This is a genomic window from Janthinobacterium saanense, from assembly GCF_014200675.1.
Lineage (GTDB): Bacteria > Pseudomonadota > Gammaproteobacteria > Burkholderiales > Burkholderiaceae_D > Janthinobacterium.
This window is the reverse complement of sequence record NZ_JACHCI010000004.1, coordinates 88,003-114,183: the sequence shown is the minus strand read 5'-3', so window position 1 is coordinate 114,183 and position 26,181 is coordinate 88,003. Positions and strand designations below refer to the sequence as shown.

The window sequence follows — 26,181 nt, the reverse complement described above, 5'->3', positions numbered from 1 at the left end:
TGATAAAACGGCCACCCGAGTCATCTGGTGGCCGTTTTGCATGATGAGCCCGAGTTCAGAAAACATGCGTGAAACCGCCCGCATCATGGCGCTGCGCGAAGGCATGGCGACACCGCTGTTCGATACCCAGCCGATCGGCCAGGTCTCGCCATCGCCAAGCTTGCTGATTGAAACGCACAAGCTGCCGCCAGGCAGCTGGCAAAGCCATACGATTGCGCAACAAGTACTGACCATGTTCCTGCGTCCCGGCGCCATGCTGCATGCCCAGGAAAACGGGCCGGTGCAGCGGATTCCACTGGCGGCGCGCTCGCTGGCGCTGTCCTTGCGCCACTGCCAGGAAAGCATACAGTGGCTGGCGCCGGCGCACTGCATCAGCGTCACCTTGGACGACGCCGTCATGGCACAGGCGGCGGCCAGCCTGCTCGACGGGCACAGCTTCGAAGCGCAGCCCGCGCCTGGCATCCGCGACGACATGCTTGCCATGCTGATGCATACCTTGCTGCTGGAACAGGCCAAGGGCTACAGCTCGGGCCGATTGTTTACCGATGGCATCGAGCAAGCCATGTGCGCCCGGCTGGTCAGCCGGCATGGTCTACGCCTGCCGCCAGCAAGCAAACCGGGCGGTTTGCCGGCCTGGCAAATGCGCCGCCTGACCGACTATATCCAGGCCAATCTGGCGCAGCCTATCCAGCTGAGCGACCTTGCAGTCTGCGCCGCCTACAGCCCGGCGCATTTTTCGCGGCTGTTCCAGGCCAGCTTCCAGGCCACCCCGCACCAGTACCTGCTGCAATTACGCATCGCCCACGCAAAACCACTGTTGCGGCAACGCCAATATTCAGTGATTGAGATCAGTTTGCTGTGCGGCTTTACGAATCCGCAACATTTTTCACGCACCTTTCACCGCCTGACCGGCGTCACGCCCGGTGCTTATCGCCGCGGCGCGCAAACAAACGCCTGAAACGGCACTTTCAGCAGGAAACGACAAGAAAACAAGCGCACGGCATGCTCCAATCCGCATCTCGGGCTTCCACCCTTTATCGAAAGCTTGTTCATGTCTGTCCTGCTCTTTTTACACGTCACGGCGCTGGTGCTGGGGTTTGCCATGCTGATTGCCTATGGCACGGTATGTCACGTGGTGGCACGTAGCAACCATGCCGAATTTGCCCGGCTGGCCTTCAAGGCGGTCGGCGAACTCGATCTCGCGGGACGGCTGCTGATTATTGCCGGCCTGATTCTGGGGCTGCTGCTGGCCCGTCCCTTCGGCTATGACGCACCTTGGCTGCTGGCGTCTGATGTGCTGATGGCGCTTGCCATCCTCAACGGCGCACTGATACTGGAACCGTTCCAGAAACGCCTGATGGCTGCCGCCGTGGCCGGTACCACGCCGCTGCTGCCGCCGCAACGCTCGAATCTGGCGCTGTACGCCAACATTGCCGGCTTTTTCTTCTGGACTGCATCGATCTGGCTGATGATCGCCAAGCCAGGCATAGTCCAGTAAACGAAAAAAGCCACCTGACGGTGGCTCTTCGGGTGGAGCAACTTACTTCTTCGCTACCTTCTTGCGCGACAGCTTGCGCAGCTGGGCTTGCTCAAAGCGCTGATGCTGCTCTGGCGTTTCGAGCACCAGCGGCGGCACGGCCACCGGCTTGCGGTTGGCATCGACAGCCACCATGGTGAAATAGCAACTGTTGGCGTGGCGCACCAGACGCTGCTGGATATTCTCCGTCACCACGCGGATACCCACTTCCATCGAGGTGGTGCCCGTGTAATTGATGGAAGCGAGGAAAGTGACCAGTTCGCCCACGTGGATGGGCTGCAAAAACATCACCTGGTCCACCGACAAGGTCACCACATAGCTGCCCGAGTAGCGGCTGGCGCAGGCGTAGGCGACACTATCGAGGTATTTCAGGATGGTGCCACCGTGTACGTTGCCGGAAAAATTGGCCATGTCCGGGGTCATCAGCACCGTCATCGTCAATTCATGGGCCGACCAGTTCATCGCGCTGTCCAAAGTGTTCTCCAAAGGGGTAAATTAAAAAACGGAAGAGGATATGAAAACCGGCCCCAGGGGCCGGTTGCAAGCCTTACAGGCCCAGCGTATCGATATCGGCCAGCGAATCGCGGCCCTTTTCGGAAATGTCGTGTCCTTCGCCATCGGCGCGCGCCTGGATATGGGCTTTCTTGCCCAGGAAGTAGGCGACGTCGGTATCGAGCTTGACCAGCGGATCGGCCGCGACAGCGCGCAAGCCCATGATGCAGCGGCGCACAAACAGCAGTTGCTGCGCCTTTTCGGTGATGGACAGACGGCCATCCCTGGCATAGCTGAGCAGCTTCAGGCCGGACAGGCGCTTGGCGTTGCGGGCAACGCAAGCGCTGGGGCGCTCGGTCTTGATGCCGCGTGCAACTTGCTCCAGCGCGTCATATTCATCGGTTGTTAATTTCTCGTTCTTCATTACTTTTCCATAAAAGGCCAGGTGTTCGGCCCCCATGGTACGCGCCCAGCTGCACATCGGCAACAGGCAAGACCATTCAGTTGCCGCCGCCCATGCGGACGGCGCACTGAAATGCCAGTAAAACGGCGCTTATTTCATGGTGCGCAGCAACAGCCACGCCAGGCCACAGCCGGCCACAGCGCCGGCCAGCGCCAACGCCATCAGGCTTTTGCTGGCAAGCGCGGGGCGGCGGCCCAGGTAGATCTTGTTATATAAGGAATTACCCATGATGGTCTCCTGTACAAGGGTGATGATGGTGACCCATTATAAGAACAGAATCATGACGCCCGCGTGACACACAACAGTTAGCAGCTTATTTGTATCCACTCGGCAACAATATTGACACTTTTTGTTGTTTAAATAGCGCAGGCAAACGACTGGCGGCGCACGGCAGCATTCATTTTCACGGGCGGCTGGGGCGGCGTCGGTTCCTCGATCGGCACCGGATCGATATGCGGTGGCTGTTCCGCCGGCGGCGTGAGCGGATCGCCTTCCGGCGGTGGAGGAATATCGGGCTCGGGCGTGCTATGCGCGCGCAGGGCGGCTTCAGGAAAATGGTTCATGACAGCTCCTTTCATTTGTCCTTGACAGTACCCGATGACAAAAAACCATGGCGCTCGAAAGAACCCTCGCCCTCAGCGCTACCCAAGGGAACTTGCCGGCAAATCGCTTGTCTTACCTTGTCGTGACATGGAGAAGACAAACGCTGATGACCCGTAAAAAAATCCTGTTTATCGCCGAGGCCGTTACCTTGGCCCATGTTGGCCGCCCATTGAGCCTGGCGCAAGCCCTGCCGGAAGACCAGTATGAAGTGCATTTTGCGTGTACCGCTGGCTATGATTTCTGTTTTAAAGACAGCAGCCTGCGGCGCTGGTTCATCGCCAGCATCCCGTCAGCGCAATTCCTGCACGCCCTGGCAAAAGGCCAGCCTGTCTACACCGAAAGCACCTTGCTGAGCTATGTGGACGATGACCTGCGTTTGCTCGACGAAGTGCAACCGGATCTGGTGATCGGCGACTTTCGCCTGTCGCTGTCGGTCAGCGCACGCCTGCGGCAGATTCCCTACATCACCATCAGCAATGCCTATTGGAGCCCCCATGTGCGCCAGCATTACACGGTGCCCGCTCTGCCATTGACGAGCGCGCTGCCCATCTGGCTGGCCGATCCCCTGTTCCGCCTGATACGCCCGCTGGCCTTTGCCTCCCACGCCGTGCCGCTGAACCGCGTGCGCCGCCGCCATGGCCTGCCCTCGCTGGGCAGCGACCTGCGCCGTATCTACACGGATGCCGACCAGACCCTGTACGCGGATATTCCGCAACTGTTTCCGCCGCACGCCATGCCCGCCAGCCATGGCTACCTGGGCGCCATCACCTGGGCGCCGCCACTGCTTGCACCTGACTGGTGGCAACACCCGGAACTGGGCAGCGGGCGCCCTATCGTCTATGTCACCCTGGGCAGCTCGGGCCAGGGCCAGTTGCTGCCGCGCGTGCTGCGCGCGCTGGCACCACTGCCTGTCACGGTGCTGGCCGCCACCGCCGGCACCATCAAGTTAGCCACCGTGCCGCCGAATGCTTTCGTGGCGCCATTCCTGCCCGGCGATGCCGCTGCGCGGCGGGCCAGCCTGGTCATCTGCAACGGCGGCAGCCCCACCAGCCAGCAAGCGCTGACGGCGGGCGTGCCCGTGATCGGCATCGCCGGCAATCTCGATCAATTCCTGAACATGCACGCCATCACGAGCGCCGGCGCCGGCCTGTTGCTGCGCGCCGACCGCTACCGCGAAACCGAACTGCGGCATGCTGCCACGCGCCTGCTCGACAGCGCCAGGGCAAAGCAGGCTGCACGGCAGCTGGCATCGGCCTTCGACGAGTATGTCCCCGCGCAACGCTTGCAAGAGCGCATGCAAGCACTGCTGACGCCCTAGGCGGTCACAGCGCGTCGGCTTTTCTTACAGAGCCACCCACAATACCTGCCCAAAATCAATATTCCTCCTTCAAGTCCTTGATTTACAAGGCAAGACTAGCCTTGGCATGGAAGTCGCTTTATACCCGGCATGCGCACTTGCGCACAGGACTCAGGTCAGACTTCCTTCCACCAGCAAGCAGATGAATGAGGTAACCCAAATGAAACTGTCTCAACTGAAACTTCTTCCGGCAGCGGCGGCGCTGGCCATGCTGTGTGCGGCCGGCAGCGCCCAGGCAGGCGCCTACGGCTATTCCTACGACAACATCTTCGGCCTGACCATCACCAATCCAACCGGGATCGTCACGGTGGCCAGCACGACGAATATCTCGCGCAGCACCTCTACCCTGAACGGCACGAGCATCATCAACGGCGGCTCCGGCATACTCGACTCGCCGCAAGCGGCCCTGGGCGCCGTCACCAAGGGCGAGAACGACTTCACGCAACAGGGGCCGAACGGCACTTTCGCGCGCGGCGATGCACAAATCGTCAGCACCCAGTTCCCGCCTTTCCCACCAGGGGCGACGACCACGCAGGCGGTCAACGTGGCAGAGGCGCACCTCGATAGCCCCGGCACGGCCGATGCATCTGGCCGCAATGGTTCGACCACGGGCTTTTCCGTCAACTTTACCGTCGGCTCGCCCACCGCTACCCTGGCCTTCAATTTCCTGGCCAACCCCTTCATGCAGGTATTCCTGAACAGCGACGTCGGGGCAGGCTCATCGGCCACGGCCAACCTGGTAGTGACCTTCAGCATTACCGATGCGACGGGCGCCACCGTGTTCAACTGGTCGCCGGATGGCGTGGTTGGTTCCGGCATCACAGGCGGCACGGAAACGGCCGACGGGGCCAACCTGAATACGAATTTGTCATCCAACTTCCTCACGCGCGGCACCTTGTTTACCTATGACCCGACAGGCTGCGGCACGCCCACGGGGACAGGCGTGGGCACGGCTTGCGGCGGGACTTTTGCGGCCCTGACCAATACCCTGGTAGCCGGCAACTACACCTTGACCCTGAACGCCGTGGAAAGCGTCGACCTGGTGAAAGTAGCAGCGGTGCCCGAACCAGGCACGCTGGCCTTGCTGGGACTGGGCCTTGCCGGCCTGTGCTATTCCAGCCGCCGCAAAATCACGGCATAAGAGCCTGCTTGTGGAGTATTGATGGGCGAGGATTTCCTCGCTCTTTTTCGTTGTGCGTCGGCTTTCTTTACAGGCGTGCGCTTCATACCTGCTGAAAATCAATAAAACCGACCCAAGTGCCTGATTTATAAGGCACTGGCAGTACTGGCATGAAAGCCGCTTTAGCGACTGTATGGACAGCTGTCCGACCCAAGGACAGGGCTCAGACTCTTTTAACCGGCAAGCAAACCACGCGAGGTATTCCAAATGAAACTGCCTCAACTCAAACTGCTCCCGGCAGTAGCTGCACTGGCCATGCTGGGTGCCGTCGGCAGCGCCAGGCAGGCGCCTACGGCTATTCCTACGATAACATCTTTGGCCTGGTCATCACCAACCCCACCGGCTCCATCACGGTCGCCAGCAGCAGCAACATCTCGCGCGGCACGGCAACGCTGAACGGCGCAAGCGTCATCCGTGGTGGTTCCGGCATCTCCGATACGCCACAAGCGGCCCTGGGCACCGTCACCAAGGGAGAAAACGATTTCTCGCAACAGGGAGCGAGCGGCATCTATTCGCGCGGCGATTCGCAAATCGTCAGTACCCAGTTTCCGTCTTTTCCACCGGGTGCGGCCAGCACGCAAGCGGTCAACGTGGCGGAGGCCCACCTCGCTGACGCCGGCTCGGCTGACGCATCGGGGCGCAACGGGTCGAATACGGGATTCTCCGTCAACTTCGTGGTCGGTTCGCCCAGCGCCACCCTGGCCTTCAATTTCCTGGCCCATCCGTTCATGCAAGTGTTCCTGAACAGCGACATCGGCATCGGCTCCTCCTCCACCGCCAACCTGGTGTTTTCTTTCACCATTACCGATGCGGCTGGTCACACCATGTTCAACTGGGCGCAAGATCACCGCTTGAAACGTCAGGCAACGGGGACGAGGCGCACGCCTCGCTCCCCTGGGCTCGCCTTCAACGGGGCCTTGTCGGCATTCTTTACACCCGCACCGTCAGCACCCCAGAAAACGGAGCCTTGCATTTCGTAAATCATTGATTTAAAAGAATAAATATCTTCTGGCAAGAAAATTGCTCATTCAGCATGGCAGACCCCCACCACGGCGGCAACAGCCACCTGAGCAACTTACTCGACGAGGATTTCACATGAGCTATCTTTCCCGCGCCTTCCTGCCCATCGCCCTCAGCAGCCTCATCATGGCAAGCGCCAGCGGCGGCGCGCAAGCCTCCGCCTACGGCTATTCCTACAATAATATTTTTGGCCTGACCATCAGCAATCCCACCGGTGTCATCTCCGTGGCAGGCAACACCGACATTTCACGCTCCACGGCCACGCTCAATGGCAGTAGCGTGATACGGGGCGGTAATGGCTTTGTGGATGCCCCTCAGTCGGCGCTGGGCGCCGTCACCAAGGGCCAAAATAATTTCACGCAGCAGGGCCAGGGCAACGCCTCTTATTCGCGTGGCGATGCGCAGATTGTCAGCTCGCAAATTCCACCGTTTCCAGCGGGATCGACAAACACCCACACGGTCAACGTCGCCGAAGCCTTTTTATTCGATACGGGCAGCGCCGACGCTTCAGGACGCAATGGCTCGAGCACAGGCCTGTCCGTCAATTTCGTGGTCGGCGCACCCGGCGCCACCATCCTGTTCAATTTCCAGGCAGCACCGTTCATGCAGATCTATCTCGATGCACTGGCCGGCCCAGGATCATCCTCGACGGCCAATATGTCGGTGAGCTTTACGATTACCAACGGGCTGGGCCAAACCGTCTTCAACTGGTCGCCGGACGGCGTCGTCGGTTCCGGCATTACGGGCGGTACGGAACTGGCCGACGCGGCGAACCTGAACATGAATTTTTCCGCCAACACCCTCACCAGCGGCAATCTGCTGACCTATGACCCGCTCGCTTGCGGCACGCCGACCGGCACCGGCATCGGCACCGCTTGCGGCGGGACGTACACGGCCCTCACCAACAACCTGGTGGCCGGCAACTACACCTTGACCTTAAATACCGTCAACAGCGTGGACCTCACCATCTTTCCGCGCGCCGTGCAGGTGGCAGAGCCGGGCACCCTGGCCTTGCTGGGCCTGGGCCTGATGGGCTTATGCCTGAACCGCCGCAAAATCTGAGCTCGCTCAGGAAGCCGCCGCATCACTTGCGGCGGCTGTTCTCTTCAGCAGGCGCGCTGGAACGCCGCCCCAGATTTCGCCCGCCCCCACCACGCTATCCTTGGTCAGCACAGCCCCCACTGAAATGATGGCGCCATCGCCGATGCGGGTACCGGCCATGATCACCGCATGCGCGCCTATCGTCACGCCATCGCCGATCACCACCCGCTTCAGCTCCAGCCTTTCCCCTTCGATCACATGCGCAAACACCACCGCGTCATGACCGACGATGCTATTGCTGCCGATGCTGGTCAAAGGCGGGTCGAGCAAGGCGCCCGCGCTATAGCTGTTATGCCCCAGCCGCGCGCCCAGGGCCAGATAGACCAGGCGCAACAGCGGCAGCGGCAAGAAGTGCGTGCGTATCAATGCATTGAACAGCATCAGGTAAAACAGGATATTGACGTTGGCGGCAAATTCCGCGCGCGAACCGGGCGCCGCAGCGCCTTCGTGCAGCGGGAACAGGCACAGGAATAGCCGGTACACGGCAAAGGCGTACAGATAGATCAGCACGACAGCAGAAACCGCCAGCGCCACGCCGCGTAAATCGTTCAGATAGTGGCGGGGTACAACAGCAATCAGCCAGGCCGCGCTGACGATGCCCAATACGAGGATCAAGGCCAGCAGGCACAGGAAGACCACGATTTCCCGGGCAGCGATCTCACGCATGGGCCTGCCCTTCCGCAGGCGGCACCAGCAAGTCTTTCAGGGGACGGCGCAAGGAGCGCGCGTGGGCCGCCGGCCCGGCGCCGATACGCCCCAGAAAAACCGCCCGTTCAGTGGCCGCGCCACCCAGCAATGCCTGGGTTTGTGCGGACAGTTCCTGCGCCATTTCAAGCATGCCATCGGTACGCGAAAAAGCGCGCCGTTCGCGCACATAGCGGGCGAAGATCAGCGGTGTCAGCTCGGGCTGCAATTGCAGCCCGAGCTGCGTGGCGGTCAGCCAGAAACGCTGCATGGCGCGGCCGGCCGCCACGTAATCGTCGACATGGCGCGGCGGCGCATCGGCCAGCAAGGCAAAATGGGCGGCGCAATACATGCCGGGCAGCAAATCCATCTGCAGCCGTGGCGCCAGGGTGCCGCCCAGCCAGGTGTTGAAAAAGTCCACGCGGCGCCAGCTTTGCATGATCCAGCGCATCAGCCTGGCCGTCAGCGGGTCCACCCCCAGCGCCTGGTCGGGGATGCGGTCTACACTGAAACGCGCGCCCCATTCGATCACGTCGCGGTGTACCCGGTGCGCCTCGGGCATGCTCAGGCGCAAGCGGGCATTGTCGAACATCAGGCGCGCACACGCCCATCTGGCCCGCCAGCCTTCAAACCACAGTACGCTGTAACCGGCCGGCAAGCTGGCCGCCAGCGCTACCTTCTCGCTGGCGCGCAAGCGGCGCGTGCTCAGGCGTCGGCGCTGCACGCTGCGCTGGCGCAAAAACGCCGTCAGCGGGTCGGCAGCCAGGCCCGCTTCCTCCATAAAACGCACGTCGAAGGTCGGCAAGCTATCGGGCATGCCGCCGCGCCGCCGCGCCTGCATGCGCAAGCCATGGCCGCTGGCCACCAGTGCCATGCTTTCCAGCAAGGCACCCAGCGACAGCTGGCTGGGGTGGCCATCGAGGTCGTAGACACAGTGCGTGCGCGTATCGTGTCCATGCAGGACCAGCTCGCGCGGACCGCGTACTTCAAAGCGCCACGGCTGGGTGTTGTCGCCGCTGGGCGCCCAGCGCGCCTGATCGAGTATGTCTTCCAGCACGCTATCCATCGCAACAAAGGCAGCCATCACGCCCCCTTGGCGGCGCGGCGCCGGCGGATGATGGCCATGGCCAGCCTTTGCAGCGGATGGCGGTTGCCGCCAGGCCGCCAGGTATGCACCAGCTTGTTACGGTAGGCGTCAAAATGCTGGCCACGCGGCGCGGCGATCACCTTGCCGCGCTTCAGCAGGATTTTCAGCGCTTCCGTGGCCGCCGCGCCCGCGCACAACTGGCAACCCATGATGGTCGATGGCCCGCGCCGCTCCTTCAGATTGATGGCGGTCGGGTCGACCAGGTAGGGACCGTGCAAGCCAGCCGGGGCCAGCCCGACCAGGAAACGCAGGGCTTTTTCTTCTTCCGGCAAATCGCCCCAGCCGAAATATTCCTCGAACGTCATTCTCCCCGGCAGGAAATTCAGGACCGCCGTGCCCATGCCCAGCGGCGCGGCCGTGATGGCCGGGATGCCCAGCTGCGCGCACATGGCAAACGTGGCCTGGCGCGCGGGAAAAGCAAAGAAATCGAGGCCGTCCACGTACAGGTCGACCCCGTCGAAAAAATCGGCCAGGTTGCTTGCATGCACGCCGTTCGGGTATTGCCTGATCTGCAGTTCGGGATTGATATCGAGCGCCATGCGCGCCATCACTTCGACCTTGGGCTGGCCCAGGGTCGACATCATGGCGCCCGCCTGGCGGTTGAAATTGGCGATATCGAAGGTGTCGAAATCAGCGATATGAAACGCGCCTATGCCCAGCCGCGCCAGGGTCAGCAGATGCACGCCGCCCACGCCGCCCACGCCGGCAATGGCCACCCGCTTGCCGCGCAAACTCTCTTGCTCCGCCCGCGTCACCCAACCCAGATTGCGGGCAAACGCCGCGTGATAAGAAAAACCATCCGTCATGCCCACCCCTGTTAATTGTCCCGATGGGACCAGAAATGATCAGACAGCCAGTGTTTTAAAAAGTTCCAAAATAAAAAAACAAACGGGCGACGCCACCAGGTGGCACCGCCCGTAAAAAATCTGTAGCTCTTTGCGCCACCGAAATTAAGCCAAAGCTTCCTTGGCCGCTTCTTCGGGGGTCAGGCCATCATAAAACTGGTCGGTAAACCACTCGACCTGCTCTTCGATATGTTCTTGCGCCTGCGCCACCGTGGCGCCGCCGGCCACCAGGAAGCCTTCGACTTCGATGCACCAGTTAATCAGTTCCAGGGTTTCCGGATCGAGTTCTTCTTTCTTAGCCATCTTCAGTTCCTAGTTAGTTGCGGTATTGCATAGACAGGCGACAGTTTAACAGCTCTGCCGCCTGTGCTTACCTGCAATCAACGCACCTTGACCGGCGAGACCTTGCTACCAGACAATTTCTTCGCTTCCGGATACAGCACCACCTGCACATAGTTATTCATGTCCAGGTAGCGCTGGGCCGCCAGTTTCAACGCTTGCGGCGTGATGGCATTGACGCGCTGCTCGAATTGCAGGATTTGCGCCGGGTCGCGGCCCTGGGTCACGGAACCGACCAGCTGATTCATCCAGTAATTGTTTTCCTGCATGGATTTTTGATGACGCGTGATCCAGTTCAGCTTGACCTTGTCCAGGTCGGCCGCCGTCGGACCATCCGCCTTCATCTTGTTGATTTCAGCAAACGCTGCCGCGATCACCTTGTCCACGTTTTCCGGCGCGGTCGGCAAAGTCAGCGCCACCGAATAATGGCCGTAGGGATGCTGGCCCATGGTGGTTTCAAAACCACCGCCATAGATCATGCTCATCTTTTCGCGCAGCACTTCGATGACTTTCAGGTTGAGCACTTCACCGAGTGCCTGCAAGGTCAGTTTTTGCTCGTCCGTATAAGCCACGCCGCCGTTGAAGGTAATCGAAATCGTACTCTTCGGCTCGCTACCCGCCCGCACGTCTTTTTTCACCACCCCGGCCACCGGGCGCAGGCCCAGGTCGCGGTAGGCGTGCGGCAGGTCCGTCACCGGCAAGGTGCCCAGGTAGCTCGCTATCAGGGGCTTGATCTTGTCGACGTCAAAGCTGCCGGTGAAGACAAAGGTCATGTCGCGCGCGCTGGAAAAACGCTGCTGGAACACATCGAATGCACGCTCCAGGCTCACCTTGTCAAAGTCTGCCGCGCGCGGCACGCCTTCCACGCGGGGGCCGTCGCCAAACGTGGCATGCTGGATGGCGTCGTAAAACACGGCTTCCGGCTGCAGCATGATGTTTTTTGCCAGGTCTTGCTGCTTGCCGATGAAGGATTGATACAGGCCGGCATCCTTGCGCAGATGCGTAAAGTACAGATTGACCATTTGCAGCATCGACTCCACGTCGGCACTGCTCGAGGAGCCGCCAAAACCTTCGCTCAGCTCGCCCAGCGAGGCGCCCACATTGACCGTCTTGCCAGCCAGAACCTTTTGCAAGTCCAGCGGCGCCAGGTCTTTCAGCCCCATGCTGCCTATCACTGCGCTGGCGTAGCGGGCATTGTAAATATCGGCGTCGCCAAACAGCGACTGGCCGCCGAAACGCGTCGAGCCCATCAGCACCTGGTCATTCTTGAAGTCCGTGGGTTTGAGCAACACGCGCACACCATTGCCCAGCTTCAATTCCGTCACGCCGATGGCGCTATTGAGCGTCTCGCTGACGATGCTGCCGCCCGCTGGCGGGCCGTCCATCAGCTTGCTTGCAAAGGCTTTTTCTGCACGCGGCTCGACCTTTTTCTGCTCGGCTTGCGCCACCGCATCGAGCAATTGCTGCTGGGTCGGCACCGTCGAGGCCTTGTCGCCCGGTTTCGGCGTGGCGCCCATGAAGACCACCAGTTTCTTTTGCTGGTCTGGGATCACCCTGGCGACCGTCTCATTGATTTCCTGCAAGGTCACTTGCGGCAACAGTTCCTGGGCATACATCAACTCGTTGGCGATGCCGGGGATGGCTTCCTGCTCGAGGAAGTTGCGCGAATACTCGGCCACGAAACCGGCCGAATCGGACTTGTCGCGCTCACTGTACGCCCGTTCGTAATTGCGCAGCATATTCTTGCGCGCACGGTCCAGCTCATCCTGCGTAAAGCCGTAGCGGCGCGCCCGCTCGTCTTCTTGCACCAGCGCATCAATGGCCGGTTGCACGCCGCCCTTGCCCAGCAAGGCATAGGCGCTGAACGATTCATAGCCACGCACCAGCTTGCCCATGCTGCTGCCGCCCTGGATGAATGGCGGATTGGCTTGCTGCGTCAATTCCTGCATGCGCGCGCTGAGCATCTGGCCATACAGGTTTTCTATCATCTGGCGGCGGTAGTCGGCGATCGTCACCGCTTCGGGCGCAGGGCGGATCGGGTAGCGGATGAAGACCGTGTCGTCCGGCGCTTCCTTGTCGGTGATCACCAGCGCTTCCGTCTGCGAACGCTGCGGCACTTCGGCATACAGGCGCGGGCGCGGCTTGGGCGGATTCGTCAGCTTGCCGAAATGCTGGCGTATCATCGCTTCAGCCTGTTTAGGGTCGACATCGCCCACCACCATCACGGCCATCAGGTCCGGGCGGTACCAGTCATTGTAGAAACGCTTGATGGTGGCCGGCTTGAAGGTCTTCAAAATCGATTCCTTGCCGATCGGCATGCGTTCTGCATAGCGCGAACCGTTCAGCAATTTCGGGTACAGCAGCTTGTTCATGCGGTCATTGGCGCCCTTGCCCAGGCGCGCCTCTTCCAGGATGATGCCGCGCTCGCTATTGATATCGGCCGGATTGAATTTCAAGCCATGCGCCCAGTCTTCCAGCACCAGGAAACCCTTTTCCAGGTTTTCCTTGTTCGTGGTGGGAATCGGCAACACGTAGACGGTTTCATCGAAACTCGTGTAGGCATTCAGGTCGGCGCCGAACTTCACGCCGATCGATTGCAAATATGAAATGAGTTCATTGCGCTTGAAGTGCGTTGAACCATTGAAAGCCATGTGTTCGGTGAAATGGGCCAGACCTTGCTGGTCTTCATCTTCCAGGATGGAACCGGCCTTGACTACCAGCCGCAATTCCACTTTCTGCGCCGGCCGCTCATTTTTCTTGATGTAATACGTCAAGCCGTTCGGCAGTTTTCCTACGGTAACTTCAGGCGCCAGCGGCAGAGGATCGCTCAGGCGGATTTCAGCTTGGGCCATGCAAGCGCAGGCCAACAGGACAGCGCCGGAGATCAGGCGTAATTTACTCAGCTTCATTTATTCTCATCGGTAAGATTCGGTAAGCGTACCTTACACCGAATTCCCCCATGCGCCATTAAAAACAGCTTAGAGGGTATTACCATTTAGAAATGTTTTAGAAACAATTTAGAAACTTTGCACGCGCCTGCCGGCTTTTTTCATCTGTGCTAAAGTATTGCCGTCGGTCATGTGGACCGGCATAACAATACGTCTTCGGGGCGGGGTGCGATTCCCCACCGGCGGTAAACACCGGCAACGGTCAAGCCCGCGAGCGCTTGTCAAACTGCGTTTGGCAGGGTCAGCAGATCCAGTGTGACTCTGGAGCCGACGGTATAGTCCGGATGAAAGAAGATGTGCTTAGTGTGATGTCCCATCGCCACGCCGATGCGGCCAGTTGCGTCTATTCGCTTGCCCTGTAGCGTTTTTCGCCTGTGCGAGGAGCGTTTTACCATGTTAGTCAACAGCTACACCGTTGTTTCCAACGACCTTGAAGGCCGTATCCAGTCTGCCCTGGCCGCCATGCGCGCCGGCATCCCCGTGATCCTGCTCGACGATTTCGACCGTGAAAATGAAGCCGACCTGATTATTTCGGCCGAGAAACTGACGAATGAAACCATGGCCCTCTTGATCCGCGAATGCAGCGGCATCGTCTGCCTGTGCCTGCCCGCCGACACCGTCACCGCGCTGGAATTGCCGCCGATGGCGGCCGACAATGGCAGCCGCTACGGCACGCCATTCACGGTATCGATCGAAGCGCGCGAAGGCGTCACCACGGGCGTGTCGGCCGCCGACCGGGTGACCACCATCCGCGCCGCCATCGCCAAGGATGCCCAGCCGTCCGACCTGGTACGCCCTGGCCATGTATTCCCGCTGCGCGCCGCGCCCGGCGGCGTGCTCGAGCGCCGTGGCCACACGGAAGGCTCGGTCGACCTGTCGCGTTTGGCGGGATTGAGCCCGGCCGCCGTGCTGTGCGAACTGATGAATCCGGACGGCACCATGATGCGCGGCGACGATATCGAACGCTACGCCGAACTGCATGGCATGCCCATCCTCACCATCGAAGAGATGGTGGAATGGCGCAATAAGCACAAGGTCTGAATCATCCTCAGGCAGTGACCGCCTTGGGCAAATGCACATGGCGGTACACCAGGCTGGCCGCCAGTGCATAGCCGGCGGCCATGATGGCGTAGGCCAGCGGCAGGCGCAGCGACCAGTCCGGCACCGTGTGCAAGATGGTGCCGATCAAGGCCACGCCCACCAGCGCGCCGATCTGGCGGTTGGCGTTCAAGGCCGCCGCCGCGCTGTTCGCATATTGCTTGCCGGCCACACGCATCACCGTCGCCGTCATGGCAGGAATCGCAATACCGATCGCCACGTTCATCACGGCCGTGCCCAGCGCCAGCAATACATAGGGCGTATCCGGCTTTAAGCCCATCAATACCAGTGCCATCACGGCCGCTACCAGCAAGCCATACAGCATGGGCGGACGCGTACCATAGCGGGCCGCGATAGAGCCGGCCGAGAAATTACCTGCCGTATAGGCCGCCATCAGCGGCAACAAATGCAAGCCCGATTGCAAGGCGTCGGCGCCGCGTACTTGCTGCAGATATAAGCTGAGCAGAAACAACTGGCCGAAGACACTGAAATTGATCAAAAAGCCCACGCCATTGGCCGCGCCAAAACTGCTGCTCTGGAACAAGGCGCGCGGCAACACCGGATGGCTGCCACTGCGTTCACGCGCAAACAGTGCGCCAGCAGCGACCACGGTTAAGGCAACAGCCGACAACACGGCCGGCGACAGCCAGCCCAGGGCCGGGCCTTCGATCAGCACAAAGCTCAAGCCTGCCAGCGCCAGCACGCCCAGTCCATGGCTCAGCAACGACAGATCGCGCGGCTGCCTTGCGGGCGCTGCCAGCAGCACTTGCGCCATCACGATGGCCAGCAGACCAATCGGGATATTGACCCAGAACACGCTGCGCCAGCCGAACTGGTGCACCAGGATGCCGCCGATCAGCGGTCCCGATGCGCCGGCCACGCCCACCAGCGCCGACCAGGCGCCCAGCATGCGGGTGCGCACTTTTTCATCCTCGAAACTATGCGTCAGCAAACTCAGGGAACTGGGCATGAACAGGGCCGCGCCGGCGCCTTGCAGCAGGCGTGCAGCCGTCAGGAAATGGCCATTGGGCGCAGCGCCGCACAGGATGGATCCCAGCAGGAAGATGGCCAGGCCCGTCTGATAAATGGTCTTCGGACCATAGCGGTCGGCCAGCGCGCCGCCGGCCAGCAGCAGCGCGGCAAACGTCAGGGTATAGCCATCGACCACCCACACCAGGCCGGTGAGCGGTATATGCAGATCGCGCGAGATGTCGGACAGCGCCACATTGACGGCGGTGACATCGATCATGGCCATGACGAAACCGAAGGCCAGGGTCGCCAGGATGAGGAAATTACTGGAGCGGGGGACAACAGGAGTAGCAGAAGACACGGTCTTTCCTTGAAAGCAGACGGATCAGTCATTGTAGGAGTGTTGCGTGATGCAGTAAATAGACATAAAATCGGCACTCTGATGCAAAAATGCATCTCCCGATCAAATAAGCGGAGCAGATATGGACTGGGATAACGCACGCATCTTTCTGGCCATCGGCCGCGCCGGCACCCTGCGCGGCGCAGCTGCCCTGCTGCACATCGACCAGGCCACCTGCGGGCGCCGCCTGACTGCGCTGGAAACCTCGCTGGGCGCGCGGCTGTTCCTGCGCACGCCGTCCGGCTACCTTCCCACGCCGGCCGGAGAACTGGCGCTCAAGGCGGCCGAAGCCATGGAACGGGCAGCCGACAAGCTGCAGCGCGACATGCAGGGCGTCGACAACCGCTTGTCGGGCCTGGTGCGCGTGGCCACCACCGACACCATGGCCCGCCATTTTGTCATCAGGGCAATACAGGGCTTGCACACGGTCCATCCCGACATTCGTGTGGTGCTCAACGTGGCGCCGCAGATGGCCAGCCTGACGCGGCGCGAAGCCGACCTGGCCGTGCGCGCCGCGCGCCCGCTGGACCCCGACCTGGTCTCGCGCCACCTGATCAAGCGCAGCCTGGGCCTGTATGCCGCCAAGAGCTACCTGGCCCAGCGCGGAGAACCCGTGCGCGGCACGGGCCTGGCCGGCCACGATATCGTGATTTACCATGAGTCCGTGACGCCGCGCCACGCCGACAAAATCGCCGGCGAAGCGGTCACCAACGCCAGGGTCGCGATGGAAGTCAATACCGGCATGATGCTGCAGGAAGCCACGCGATCTGGCCTGGGCGTGGCCGAACTGGCGACCTATCTGGGCGACAGCGACCCGCTGCTACAGCGCATCTGGCCCGAGGTCTCCCAACCGTACGATGTATGGCTGGTGATGCACAACGACCTGTCGCGCTCGGCCAGGGTGCGGGCGGTGGCCGACGCGATTATCGACAGCGTGTCCAGTACCGAACAGCCACGCTAGCCCAAGCCGCTTCTCCTGCCCGCGCACGCCAGACATGCCTGGCGTGCAGGCAGATGCTAAGATGCCATGATGAGCCGCTCCGCCTCCATCATCATCAGCCTGCGCCGCCTGAACCGGACCACCATCGCGTGGCTGGCCAGCTGGTGGCGCCTGGCGCATTTCTCCATCCTGATCTTTTCGCTGGGCCTGTCGCCATCGAGCTATAACCGCAAGCACCGCCCCGTGCTGGCATACCGCCTGGTCACCAATACGGCCCCCAACCTGGTCTGGTTCAGCGTCGCCTGCGCATTGGTCAGCCTGGTGCTGATACGCATCGTGGTGGTCAGCGCGCAAAGCTACGGCCTGTCGCGCTATGCGCTGGAAATGGTAGTGCGCGTGCTGGTGCTCGAATTGATCCCCTTGACGGCGGCGCTGTTCGTGGCCTTGCGCATTACCCTGCCCGATGGCATTGCGTTTGCGCAGATGCGCGCCTCGGGCGTGCTCGACACGATGCAGCGCCAGGGCAAGGATTTGCTACGCGGCGAATATTTTCCGCGCGTGATGTCCGGCATCTTTGCCGTGTGGATGCTGGCCATTGTCAGCTGCGTCACCTCGCTGATCCTCGCTTATCTGACCATCTACGGTTTCACGCCATGGGCGCTGCAGGGTTATACGCGCGTGGTGGGCCAGATCTTCAATCCCGCCGTGGCGCTGATATTGATGCTGAAAGTGATCTTCTTCAGCTTTGCCGTGGCCCTGATTCCGCTCGCCTCCTCGTACTACCAGGAAGACGCGCAGAGCCGCCGCAGCCGGCTATGGGCCGCGCACGGCCTGTCGGAAATGCTGCGTTTGTTTACCGTCATCCTGCTGATCGAAGTCGCTTCGCTGATGGGAAACTACTATTAAATGACGAATGATGATGCCCGCCCACCGTCCAACACAGAGCCTGAAGCCATGAGCCAGACACCCATTCCCGACCAGACCGACGTCACGGCGCCCGACACCACCCTGCCCGCGCCGCCGCCCGTGCGCCATGCCGAGCTGAAGGCCGCCATTTTGCTTGTCTCGATGTTCGTGCTGATCGTCGGCTCGGTGCTCTACCTGATGTATGCGCGCGGCGCTTTCGAAGCGACCCAGGTGCTGGTGCTGACCACCGACGATTCCGATGGCGTGGTAGTGGGCGCCGACCTGACTTTTTCAGGCTTTCCCATCGGCCGCGTGCAGCGCATCGAACTGTCACCGGACGGCAAGGCGCGCGTCATCATCGACGTGCCAAGAACCGATGCGCACTGGCTGCGCACCAGCAGCATCTTCACGCTGGAACGCGGCATCGTGGGCGGGGCCAAGCTGCGCGCCTACAGCGGCATCCTGACCGACCCGCCGCTGCCCGACAACGCCAGCCGCGATCTGCTGGTGGGCGACATGGCGGCGGAAATCCCGCGCCTGCTGGCCGCTGCCAAAGATTTGCTGACTAACCTGGGCACGCTGACGGGCGCCGATTCCCCGCTCGACTCCACCTTGCGCAATGTACAGGCAGTCACGGGCAAATTGAGCGGCCCGGCCGGCGCCATGGGCCTGCTCACGGGTAACGACAAGCAGTCGCAATTGCTGATCGAGCGGGCCAACGCCCTGCTGCTTACGGCCGACCAGCTGGCCCGCCGCACCGATGGCCTGGTCGCCAATGCCGACACGCGCGTATTTGGCGACAAGGGCGTGATGACGGACGCGCAGGCCACCATCGTGCAGCTGAACGCGCTGCTGGCCGATACCCGCAACAGCCTGAAAAAAGTCGACGCCGTGCTGGTCGAGGCGCAAGCCGTGGGCGCCAACGCCAAGGCCGCCACGGCCGACCTGGGCCCGCTGCGCGCCGACGTGGAAAGCAATCTGCGCAAGGTTGAGCAACTGGTCAATGAAATCAACCGCAAATGGCCGTTCAAGCGCAACCCGGAGATCAAACTGCCATGAGAATTGTCAACCCCACCCTGTGCGCCCTCGCCTTGGCCACCTTGGCCGCCTGTTCCAGCGGCCCGCCCGTGCCGGACTGGAAAATGAATGCGCAAAGTTCGGTCGAGCGCTTTGAAGCAGCCTATTTGAACGGCAATGCGCTGGTCGAAGAAACGGAGTTTGGCCGCGCCCGCGAGCAGGTAGGGTCCACCGGCAAGATCGACCTGATCGCCCGCATCGAGCTGCTGCGCTGCGCCACGCGCGTGGCCAGCCTGGTGTTCGAAGAATGCACAGGCTTCGACGCGCTGCGCAATGACGCCTCTCCGGCAGACCGCACCTACGCCGACTACCTGGCCGGCAAGAGCGGTGTCGATCTCACACTGCTGCCCGAAGCGCAACGCGCCGTCGCCAGCGCCAGTTCCGACACGGCAGCGGCCAGTGCGGTAGCTGCCATCAAGGACCCGCTGTCGCAACTGGTGGCGGCCGGCGTGCTGCTGCGCTCCAAGCGCGCCACACCCGCCCTGCTGGAGACGGCAACGGCCACGGCCTCCGACCAGGGCTGGCGCCGTCCGCTGCTGGCCTGGCTGGGCGTGCAGCGATTACGTGCGGAACAGGCGGGCGATACGCAGGAAGCCGAACGCATCCGGCGCCGCATGGAGTTCGTGGAAAAGAGCGGCAAGCCGCTTTCCTCCTGAGCTTGCACGGCGTGCCAAGCGCCCCCGCTTCAGGCATAATCGCAGCAAGCGGATAAGCAGGCCGCGCAGGCAGCGGGGTGTGAGATGCAGTTCGAGGACTTCGACTTTTTTTCTTCCAACGCCAGGACGCCGGACCGCGGTGCGCCGGCAGCGACGGCCGGGCGCCTGCAATACCTGCTCGACAACACGCCTTCCATCATCTATTGCACCGTGCCCAGCGGCGACTTCAAGATGACGTTTGTCAGCAACAATGCCTTGAACGTGCTGGGCTACCATCCCGATGAGATGGTAGCCGACCCGAATTTCTGGTTTGACCACATCCATCCCGACGATGCGCCCAGCATCTTTTCCAGCCTGGCGCAGATCTTCGTGGAAGGCGCGCGCGCCTATGAATACCGCTTCCGCGTGCGCGACGGCAGCTACCTGTGGATGCACGACAGCCTGCGCCTGGTGCGCGATGAGCACGGCGTGCCGTTCGAAGTGATCGGCTCGTTGACGGACATCACCGAGCGCAAGCGCATGGAAGCGATGCTGCAGGCGCGTGGCGAGGAACAGCAACTATTGATCAGCAAGCTGCAGGAAGCGCACGACCAGCTGCTGCAGGCAGAAAAGATGGCATCGATCGGTCAGTTGGCCGCCGGCATCGCGCACGAGATCAACAACCCGATCGGCTTCGTCAACTCCAATATGAGTTCGCTCCAGACCTATGTCGGCACCCTCTTCGATGTGATCGGGCAGTACGAGGCGGCGATGCAGCAGCCGGCCGACACGGCAACGCTGGCCGCGCGCGTGGCCAGCGTGCGCGCACAGGCCGACCTGGCTTATTTGCAGGCCGACATGGTCGATCTCGTCAACGAATCGATGGATGGCTTGAAACGCGTGCGTGACATCGTCCAGGCGCTGAAGGATTTTTCCCATGTGGGTGAGACGGACTGGCAAGTGGCCAGCCTGCATGCGGGCCTGGACAGCACTCTCAATATCGTCGCCAACGAATTGAAATACAAGGCGCGCATCGAGAAGCAGTATGGCGAGTTGCCACTCATCAACTGCCTGGCCTCACAGCTGAACCAGGTTTTCATGAACCTGCTGGTCAACGCAGGGCAAGCCATCAGCGGCGAAGGCGTGATCAGCATCCGCACGGGCTACGCCGACGGCTGGGTGTGGGTGGAGATCGGCGACACGGGCGCCGGCATTGCGCCCGAGCACCTGAACCGCATCTTCGAGCCCTTCTTCACCACCAAGGCCGTGGGCAGCGGCACGGGCCTGGGACTGTCCTTGTCCTACGGCATTATCATGAAACATGGTGGGCGCATCGACGTGGCGTCGGAACTGGGCCAGGGTACACGCTTCACCATCCGTCTGCCCGTCGCGCCGCCAGTGGCCATGCCCAAGGCCTGAGCTAGCCAGACCTGGCCGGGGGATACACACGAATGCTGAGCTTGCCACCGTTCTTGCCCTCGAAATCGAGCAACTGGGCGATCATGCGCGCCGTCAGCACATGCTCGGCCGCCAGCAGCATCAGGCCGTCGCGGCTGATCAGGTCGCGCGACAGCACCATGCCCGGCTCCAGTTGCCCGGACGGCACGGCCAGGTCGCGCGGCGGTGGCTCCGTCTGGTCCATGATGGCGCGAAAGGCGTCCACCACGAGCGGGTCGTAGCGCTTGCCAGCACTGTCGTAGATCAGGGCGCGCGCCTCATCGGCCCGCAAATTGCGCTGTACCATGGCGCCGATCTGCAAGCCGTCGTAATCGCATGCCAGCGCCAGGATACGCGCGCCGAGCGGGATCGCCAGGCCGATCAGGCCATCGGGAAAGCCGCCGCCGTCGAAACGTTCGAGCTGCGAGCGCAGAATCACGGAGACGGCGCGCAGCTCGTCGAGCGCCATCAGTAGCTGCTCGGCGCGCAGCGGATGCTTGCGGAAGGCCGCCAACTGCTCGCCGCTCCAGGCACTGGCCGGCAACTCCAGCAACTCGTCGCTCAAGCTGAGCTTGCCAATATCCTTGAGCAAGGCCGCAATGAATACGTCGCGCGCCTCCTGCGCTTCCAGCCCCAGCGCCAGCGCCAGCTTGCGCGACAGCTCCGCCACGCGGCGCGCATGACCGGCAAGCTTGCCGCCGCGCATTTCGATCAGGTTGGAAAACACCTTGATCGTCGTCACGAACGTGGCCTTGAGCTTGTCGTTCGCCGCCAGCACCTCATCATGCGACAGCTTCAGTTGCCGGGTGCGCTGCGCCACCTTTTCTTCCAGGCTGGCGTTCAGCACCTTCAATTGCAGGTTCTGGCTGGCCGTGAGCGCCTCCAGACGCAGCTTGTCCTGCTCGAGCGCGCGCCGTTCCAGCGCGTGGCGCACCACCAGCACGATGTCGCTCTCGTCCCATGGCTTGGTCAGGTAGCGATAAATTTCGCCCTGGTTGATGGCGTCAAGGATGGATGGGATATCGGCATAGCCCGTCAGCAGCAAACGCATGGTGCCGGGCCAGCGCCGGCAGACCTGGGCCAGGAACTGCGCGCCATCCATCCGAGGCATGCGCATATCGGAAATGACCAGGTCTACCGCCTCGCTTTCCAGCAGCGCCAGGCCAGCCGCGCCGCTGTCGGCCGTCAGCACGCGGTAGCCGTGCGGCCGGAGCAGGCGACGCAGCGCAGACAGGATATTCGGCTCGTCATCCACGCACAGGATGGTGGGCGACACTGTGACGGTGCTGGTACTCATGCTGTCCTGTTTATTGAAAGTCATGGGGCGCCGGCCTGCGCCTGGCGTACGGGCAAGGTGATGCGGAAAGTCGTGCCGCAGCCCGGCGTACTGCGCACGTCGAGGCGGCCATGGTGCTTCTGCACCGTGCTGTAGGCCAGCGACAGCCCCAGCCCCGTGCCCTTGCCGACGGCCTTGGTGGTAAAGAAGGGATCGAAGATGCGCGACAGGTGCTCGGGGGCGATGCCCGTGCCCGTATCCTCGACCTCGATCCACACTTCCGTCGCACTGTCACTGCCTGTACGCAAGATAATACGCCCCCGTTCCTCGCCCATGGCATGGGCGGCGTTGACGACCAGATTCATGATCACCTGGTTCAGCTCGGAGGGCTGGCATTCGATGTCGGGAATGTCGCCATACTGCTTGATCACATCGGCCTTGTACTTGACCTCGTTATTCACGATGTTCAGCGTGGTATCGATGCCCTGCCGCAAGTCGGCCCACACCCATTCCTGGTGCGCGTCCGTGCGCGAAAAGTCCTTCAAGTCCTGTACGATACGCCGCACGCGCACGATGCCCTCTTTTGATTCGTCCATCAAGAGGGGTATGTCGGTGCGCAAGAAATCCAGGTCGATCTGTTCGCGCAGCGCGCGCAGCCGCTGCGACACCTTCGGCACGGCTATGCCGGACTCGGCCTCCTGATAGGCATCGAGCATGGAAAACAGGTCGGAAAGGTAGCCTTCGAGCGTGCCGAAATTGGAAAAGACATAACCGATGGGATTGTTGATCTCATGCGCCACGCCGGCTGCCAGCTGGCCGATGGAGGCGAGCTTTTCCGACTGCAGCAGCTTTTGCTGGGCCAGCGATAGCTTGCTGTTCAATTCTGTCAGGGCCAGATTGCGTTCACGTAATTCCGTGTCGGCAATCTCGCGCTGGCGGATATCGTCGGCAAGGCGCTCGTTCATCTCGGCCAACTGGGCCGTGCGCCTGGCCACCAGGTGTTCCAGGTTGGCGTGCGCCTTCAGCAGCGCACTTTCCGCATGATGCCGTTCCGTCACGTCACGCAAGGTTTCGATGGCGCCCACCAGACGGCCGTAGCGGTCTCGCAGCGGCGCGGCAGTGAAGTGCAGCCAGTGCCCGTCGAGGCCGATATTGGCGAAGAAATCCTCGGCCTCGTAGGCGCCCGGTATGACGGCAGAGCGTTTCAGCTTACCTTGGTACAGCTCGTTTTCTCCCAGCGCGATGTCGTCAGCAACCAGCAGGTCGGCCAGGCAGGCGCGCGGCTGGCGGTAGAATGCCTTCCAATGGTTGCGCGTGCCCACCATGTCGGCAGCGGAATAACCCAGCAGTTGCTCGCAGGCGCTGTTCCAGTGAGTCACTACATGCTGCGTATCGATGGCGAAGGTGGCCACAGGATGGCCGTCGAAAAATGCCGACAATGCGATCACGTCCGGCTGCGCGGCGGCGCCAGCTGGCATGGCGCCGCTCAGGCTCGCATCGAGGTGCTGGTCATCGTTCATGCCAGCATGATCCGCGACATTTCATCGAAGGTACTCTCAATCTGCCCGAACAGCGCGAACCAGGCGGCATCGCTGAGCGCGAAACGCTCCCAGCCCGCATCCGACAGGGGCGGCACGAGCGCATCATCCCGGCCGGACAAGTCTAGCGCATGGGCAACGACATTGGCCATATGCACCACCAGAGGCAGGCCACCGCAGTCCAGCCGTTCGAGGGCGTGATGGTCGGCAACGGCCTGCTGGATGGCCACAGGGAATTTCCAGTAGGCGGCCAGGGCGCTACCCACCTGCGCATGGTCCATGCCGAGGATGGCCAGCTCGGCATCAAACATCTGGCAGTCGTGCGCCTGGCGGTAGCCGCGTATCTGCGCATGCTCAGCGGAAAAGCGCGTGGCCAGCACCAGGGTGCCCAGGTCATGCAACAGGCCAGCCGTGAAGGCCGTCTCCGGATTGACTTGCAGGTGCGGCGCCAGCATGCGGGCAGCGACGGCCGTGGCCAATGAATGGCGCCAGAAGCCCTGGAAATCGAAACCGCCGCTAACCGGCGCAAAACTGCCCGTCAAGGCGCAGGCCGTAACCAGGGTGCGGATGCTGTGAAAGCCCAGGACGGAAACGGCATGTGGAATGCTGGTGACCCTGGACTGCATGCCATAGAACGAGGAATTGGCGATGCGCAAGGTCTTCGCCGCCAACGCCTGGTCGAGCTCGATCTTTTGCCCCAGCACATACACGTCGGTGTCTTCCTGGTCTATGCTCGACATCAATTCCAGTACGACGGCCGGCAGCGCAGGCAGTTCCTGTATCTGCCGTACCAGTTCTTCAAAGCTTGGCCTGGTCATGCCTGGCCTCCTTGCCGGTAGCGCTGTAGCAAGCCCAGCAGCTGCGCGCCCGAGCCTTCCGGCGGCGTGGTGCGGAACAGCACGGCCAGCCGCTCCAGTCGACGCGCCAGTTCCTGTTCGGCATGCGCCCGCGCGGCCGGGTCCGGCGCCTCCTCGGCGACGATAGAACAGCGCTCCACGCCGCGCCGCCGCAACGCGGCCAGGCTGGCCGCCGTCAAGGTGGCGCCCTCTGTCAGCAGTACCGCGCCGCCGGCGTCATTCAGCGCCTGCGCCAGCACCATGCCCTCCTGCGCCTGCTCCAGCGCGATCTCGCGGCTGCCGCCATGGCTATTGGCACTCATGCCGCACCGCCATGGCGCGTCAGCGTAACCAGGCAGCCGCGCGACTGGGAGCAGGCGCCCATGGGATGAATCGCCACCGCATAGGGCTGGCCGTTAATGGGCGCCAAATGCTGCTCCACCACCTCCCGTGCCGCCATCGGGCTGTTGAACAGCTGGGGCAAGACCAGCGCCGCCTCGTTACCCAACAGGGCGGCGCCGCGTTCGAACAGGCTGGCCGCCGCCGCATTGATGAAGGCGATCATGCCATCCTCGTCGAGTCCGATCACAGCCAGCGGCAGGAATTGCAGCAGTTCGCGTGCGATGTTCAGGCTGACTTCGTCGCGGCTGATCTGGTGCTGCTGCTGGCGCAGCAGCACTTGCATCGAGGCATTTGCCGCCGCCAAGGCCTGGTTGGCTTCGCGCAGCTGGGCATTGAGACGCACATTGTCATCGTCGATACCCTTCAGGCGGAAAGCTTCGGCGATCTGTTCGCGCAGCTGGTGGTCGTCCCACGGCTTGGTGAGGAACTTGAAGATGGCGCCCTCATTGACAGCGTCCGTCACGGCCTGCAGTTCCGTGTAGCCCGACAGCATGATGCGTATGGTTTGCGGGTACAGCAGCTTGGCCTTGCGCAAGAAATCGGCGCCCAGCATGCCGGGCATGCGCTGGTCCGAGACGATCACGTCGACGCCATGGCTGGCCAGCACGTCAAGGCCTTCCTGGCCACTGCCAGCCGTCAGGATATGGTATTGGTCACGCCGTAGTAAACGCTTGAGTGAAGCGAGGATATTCTGCTCGTCGTCGACCAGCAGCAGGGTACGTGCGACGGCCCCCGGCTGCGTGGGGGCGCCCGCGGAAAACGCAACTGCGTCTGGCATCCTGTGTTCGTCGTGCAAATCCATCGAACTATCCTGTCGCCACCGCAGCGGCATCAGAGCTTGTCTGGAGGGGGGGGCGCGCCACGCAGGACCGCTTTGCGCAGCAGCTTACTTGCTTGGAATTATACGACTAATTATTGCCTTGCGGCGCCAATCTATGACAGCGCTGCAAT

General features: G+C 62.0%; 27 protein-coding genes and 1 riboswitch. Of the genes, 12 read left to right on the top strand and 15 right to left on the bottom strand.

Annotated elements, in window-relative coordinates; all coding sequences use genetic code 11:
• Window positions 1-64 precede the first annotated feature (64 nt).
• Both HDE72_RS07590 and HDE72_RS07585 read left to right on the top strand, forming a co-directional pair.
• Window positions 65-958 (top strand): AraC family transcriptional regulator, encoded by an 894-nt coding sequence (locus HDE72_RS07590; protein WP_183738546.1) that lies wholly within the window; start codon window positions 65-67, stop codon window positions 956-958.
• Between the two features lie 93 nt (window positions 959-1,051).
• Entirely contained in the window at window positions 1,052-1,498 is a 447-nt protein-coding gene (locus tag HDE72_RS07585) for a DUF2269 family protein (protein WP_183738544.1), read from the top strand.
• Window positions 1,499-1,540: 42 nt separating this feature from the next.
• Here HDE72_RS07585 and HDE72_RS07580 read toward each other — a convergent pair whose 3' ends face one another.
• The 4 genes from HDE72_RS07580 to HDE72_RS07565 form a co-directional block, all read right to left on the bottom strand.
• Window positions 1,541-1,999 carry an acyl-CoA thioesterase gene (locus HDE72_RS07580; protein WP_183739239.1) on the bottom strand — a complete coding sequence of 153 codons (459 nt, stop codon included), beginning with the start codon at window positions 1,997-1,999 and terminating at the stop codon, window positions 1,541-1,543.
• A gap of 85 nt (window positions 2,000-2,084) precedes the next feature.
• Window positions 2,085-2,453, bottom strand: a complete 369-nt coding sequence (locus HDE72_RS07575; protein WP_183738542.1) for a hypothetical protein — start codon at window positions 2,451-2,453, stop codon at window positions 2,085-2,087.
• 129 nt (window positions 2,454-2,582) lie between these two features.
• Window positions 2,583-2,720: a hypothetical protein gene (locus HDE72_RS07570; protein ID WP_183739319.1), complete on the bottom strand. Its 138-nt coding sequence runs from the start codon at window positions 2,718-2,720 to the stop codon at window positions 2,583-2,585.
• A gap of 128 nt (window positions 2,721-2,848) precedes the next feature.
• On the bottom strand, window positions 2,849-3,055 hold the full coding sequence (locus HDE72_RS07565; RefSeq protein ID WP_183738540.1) for a hypothetical protein: 207 nt from the start codon (window positions 3,053-3,055) through the stop codon (window positions 2,849-2,851).
• Window positions 3,056-3,201: 146 nt separating this feature from the next.
• On the opposite strand from HDE72_RS07565, the gene HDE72_RS07560 reads away from it, so the two are divergent.
• The 4 genes from HDE72_RS07560 to HDE72_RS07545 all read left to right on the top strand — a co-directional run bounded on the left by HDE72_RS07560 (window position 3,202) and on the right by HDE72_RS07545 (window position 7,714).
• Window positions 3,202-4,413 carry a glycosyltransferase gene (locus tag HDE72_RS07560; protein WP_183738538.1) on the top strand — a complete coding sequence of 404 codons (1,212 nt, stop codon included), beginning with the start codon at window positions 3,202-3,204 and terminating at the stop codon, window positions 4,411-4,413.
• A gap of 199 nt (window positions 4,414-4,612) precedes the next feature.
• Window positions 4,613-5,593 carry an EDSAP-1 family PEP-CTERM protein gene (locus HDE72_RS07555; RefSeq protein ID WP_183738536.1) on the top strand — a complete coding sequence of 327 codons (981 nt, stop codon included), beginning with the start codon at window positions 4,613-4,615 and terminating at the stop codon, window positions 5,591-5,593.
• A gap of 149 nt (window positions 5,594-5,742) precedes the next feature.
• Complete coding sequence (locus HDE72_RS07550; protein WP_183738535.1) at window positions 5,743-6,612, top strand: EDSAP-1 family PEP-CTERM protein; 870 nt, start codon at window positions 5,743-5,745, stop codon at window positions 6,610-6,612.
• A 115-nt stretch (window positions 6,613-6,727) separates the two neighbouring features.
• Window positions 6,728-7,714, top strand: coding sequence for an EDSAP-1 family PEP-CTERM protein (locus HDE72_RS07545; RefSeq protein WP_183738533.1), 987 nt, complete (start codon window positions 6,728-6,730; stop codon window positions 7,712-7,714).
• A gap of 6 nt (window positions 7,715-7,720) precedes the next feature.
• Here the strand turns inward: HDE72_RS07545 and HDE72_RS07540 are convergent, their stop codons facing one another.
• The 5 genes from HDE72_RS07540 to HDE72_RS07520 all read right to left on the bottom strand — a co-directional run bounded on the left by HDE72_RS07540 (window position 7,721) and on the right by HDE72_RS07520 (window position 13,677).
• The gene (locus tag HDE72_RS07540) at window positions 7,721-8,419 is read right to left on the bottom strand and encodes an acyltransferase (RefSeq protein WP_183738531.1); all 699 of its coding nucleotides are present in this window, start codon (window positions 8,417-8,419) and stop codon (window positions 7,721-7,723) included.
• On the bottom strand, window positions 8,412-9,521 hold the full coding sequence (locus HDE72_RS07535; protein WP_183738529.1) for a nitroreductase family protein: 1,110 nt from the start codon (window positions 9,519-9,521) through the stop codon (window positions 8,412-8,414). Before HDE72_RS07535 ends, HDE72_RS07540 begins: the two co-directional genes overlap by 8 nt.
• Window positions 9,521-10,390, bottom strand: a complete 870-nt coding sequence (locus HDE72_RS07530; protein ID WP_183738527.1) for a ThiF family adenylyltransferase — start codon at window positions 10,388-10,390, stop codon at window positions 9,521-9,523. Before HDE72_RS07530 ends, HDE72_RS07535 begins: the two co-directional genes overlap by 1 nt.
• Before the next feature lie 144 nt (window positions 10,391-10,534).
• Window positions 10,535-10,732 carry a hypothetical protein gene (locus HDE72_RS07525; protein WP_152259580.1) on the bottom strand — a complete coding sequence of 66 codons (198 nt, stop codon included), beginning with the start codon at window positions 10,730-10,732 and terminating at the stop codon, window positions 10,535-10,537.
• A 77-nt stretch (window positions 10,733-10,809) separates the two neighbouring features.
• Window positions 10,810-13,677: a M16 family metallopeptidase gene (locus HDE72_RS07520; protein ID WP_183738525.1), complete on the bottom strand. Its 2,868-nt coding sequence runs from the start codon at window positions 13,675-13,677 to the stop codon at window positions 10,810-10,812.
• A 187-nt stretch (window positions 13,678-13,864) separates the two neighbouring features.
• Window positions 13,865-14,016: riboswitch (FMN riboswitch) on the top strand.
• Window positions 14,017-14,109: 93 nt separating this feature from the next.
• On the opposite strand from HDE72_RS07520, the gene ribB reads away from it, so the two are divergent.
• Window positions 14,110-14,757: a 3,4-dihydroxy-2-butanone-4-phosphate synthase gene (ribB, locus tag HDE72_RS07515; protein ID WP_183738523.1), complete on the top strand. Its 648-nt coding sequence runs from the start codon at window positions 14,110-14,112 to the stop codon at window positions 14,755-14,757.
• Between the two features lie 7 nt (window positions 14,758-14,764).
• Here ribB and HDE72_RS07510 read toward each other — a convergent pair whose 3' ends face one another.
• Complete coding sequence (locus tag HDE72_RS07510) at window positions 14,765-16,144, bottom strand: MFS transporter (RefSeq protein ID WP_311735219.1); 1,380 nt, start codon at window positions 16,142-16,144, stop codon at window positions 14,765-14,767.
• 121 nt (window positions 16,145-16,265) lie between these two features.
• Between HDE72_RS07510 and HDE72_RS07505 the strand changes: the two genes are divergently transcribed.
• From HDE72_RS07505 to HDE72_RS07485, 5 genes are all read left to right on the top strand, one after another.
• The gene (locus HDE72_RS07505; RefSeq protein WP_183738521.1) at window positions 16,266-17,144 is read left to right on the top strand and encodes a LysR family transcriptional regulator; all 879 of its coding nucleotides are present in this window, start codon (window positions 16,266-16,268) and stop codon (window positions 17,142-17,144) included.
• Between the two features lie 69 nt (window positions 17,145-17,213).
• Window positions 17,214-18,029, top strand: coding sequence for an MlaE family ABC transporter permease (locus tag HDE72_RS07500; protein WP_183739233.1), 816 nt, complete (start codon window positions 17,214-17,216; stop codon window positions 18,027-18,029).
• 48 nt (window positions 18,030-18,077) lie between these two features.
• Window positions 18,078-19,088 (top strand): MlaD family protein, encoded by a 1,011-nt coding sequence (locus HDE72_RS07495; protein ID WP_183738518.1) that lies wholly within the window; start codon window positions 18,078-18,080, stop codon window positions 19,086-19,088.
• On the top strand, window positions 19,085-19,762 hold the full coding sequence (locus tag HDE72_RS07490) for a hypothetical protein (protein ID WP_183738516.1): 678 nt from the start codon (window positions 19,085-19,087) through the stop codon (window positions 19,760-19,762). Before HDE72_RS07495 ends, HDE72_RS07490 begins: the two co-directional genes overlap by 4 nt.
• Window positions 19,763-19,846: 84 nt before the next feature.
• The gene (locus tag HDE72_RS07485; protein ID WP_183738514.1) at window positions 19,847-21,160 is read left to right on the top strand and encodes an ATP-binding protein; all 1,314 of its coding nucleotides are present in this window, start codon (window positions 19,847-19,849) and stop codon (window positions 21,158-21,160) included.
• A gap of 1 nt (window position 21,161) precedes the next feature.
• Here HDE72_RS07485 and nosR read toward each other — a convergent pair whose 3' ends face one another.
• Genes nosR through HDE72_RS07460 form a run of 5 tightly spaced genes read right to left on the bottom strand, consistent with a single transcriptional unit; the run spans window position 21,162 to window position 26,032 of the window.
• Entirely contained in the window at window positions 21,162-22,499 is a 1,338-nt protein-coding gene (gene nosR / locus HDE72_RS07480) for a response regulator c-di-GMP phosphodiesterase, NosR family (RefSeq protein WP_183738512.1), read from the bottom strand.
• The gene (locus HDE72_RS07475; RefSeq protein ID WP_260176562.1) at window positions 22,496-23,974 is read right to left on the bottom strand and encodes an ATP-binding protein; all 1,479 of its coding nucleotides are present in this window, start codon (window positions 23,972-23,974) and stop codon (window positions 22,496-22,498) included. The genes nosR and HDE72_RS07475 overlap by 4 nt, the downstream gene beginning before the upstream one ends.
• On the bottom strand, window positions 23,971-24,810 hold the full coding sequence (locus HDE72_RS07470; RefSeq protein WP_183738510.1) for an HDOD domain-containing protein: 840 nt from the start codon (window positions 24,808-24,810) through the stop codon (window positions 23,971-23,973). Before HDE72_RS07470 ends, HDE72_RS07475 begins: the two co-directional genes overlap by 4 nt.
• The gene (locus HDE72_RS07465) at window positions 24,807-25,151 is read right to left on the bottom strand and encodes a hypothetical protein (protein ID WP_183738508.1); all 345 of its coding nucleotides are present in this window, start codon (window positions 25,149-25,151) and stop codon (window positions 24,807-24,809) included. The genes HDE72_RS07470 and HDE72_RS07465 overlap by 4 nt, the downstream gene beginning before the upstream one ends.
• A complete protein-coding gene (locus HDE72_RS07460; protein ID WP_183738506.1) occupies window positions 25,148-26,032 on the bottom strand; it encodes a response regulator in 885 nt (294 codons plus the stop codon). Before HDE72_RS07460 ends, HDE72_RS07465 begins: the two co-directional genes overlap by 4 nt.
• Window positions 26,033-26,181: the final 149 nt, after the last annotated feature.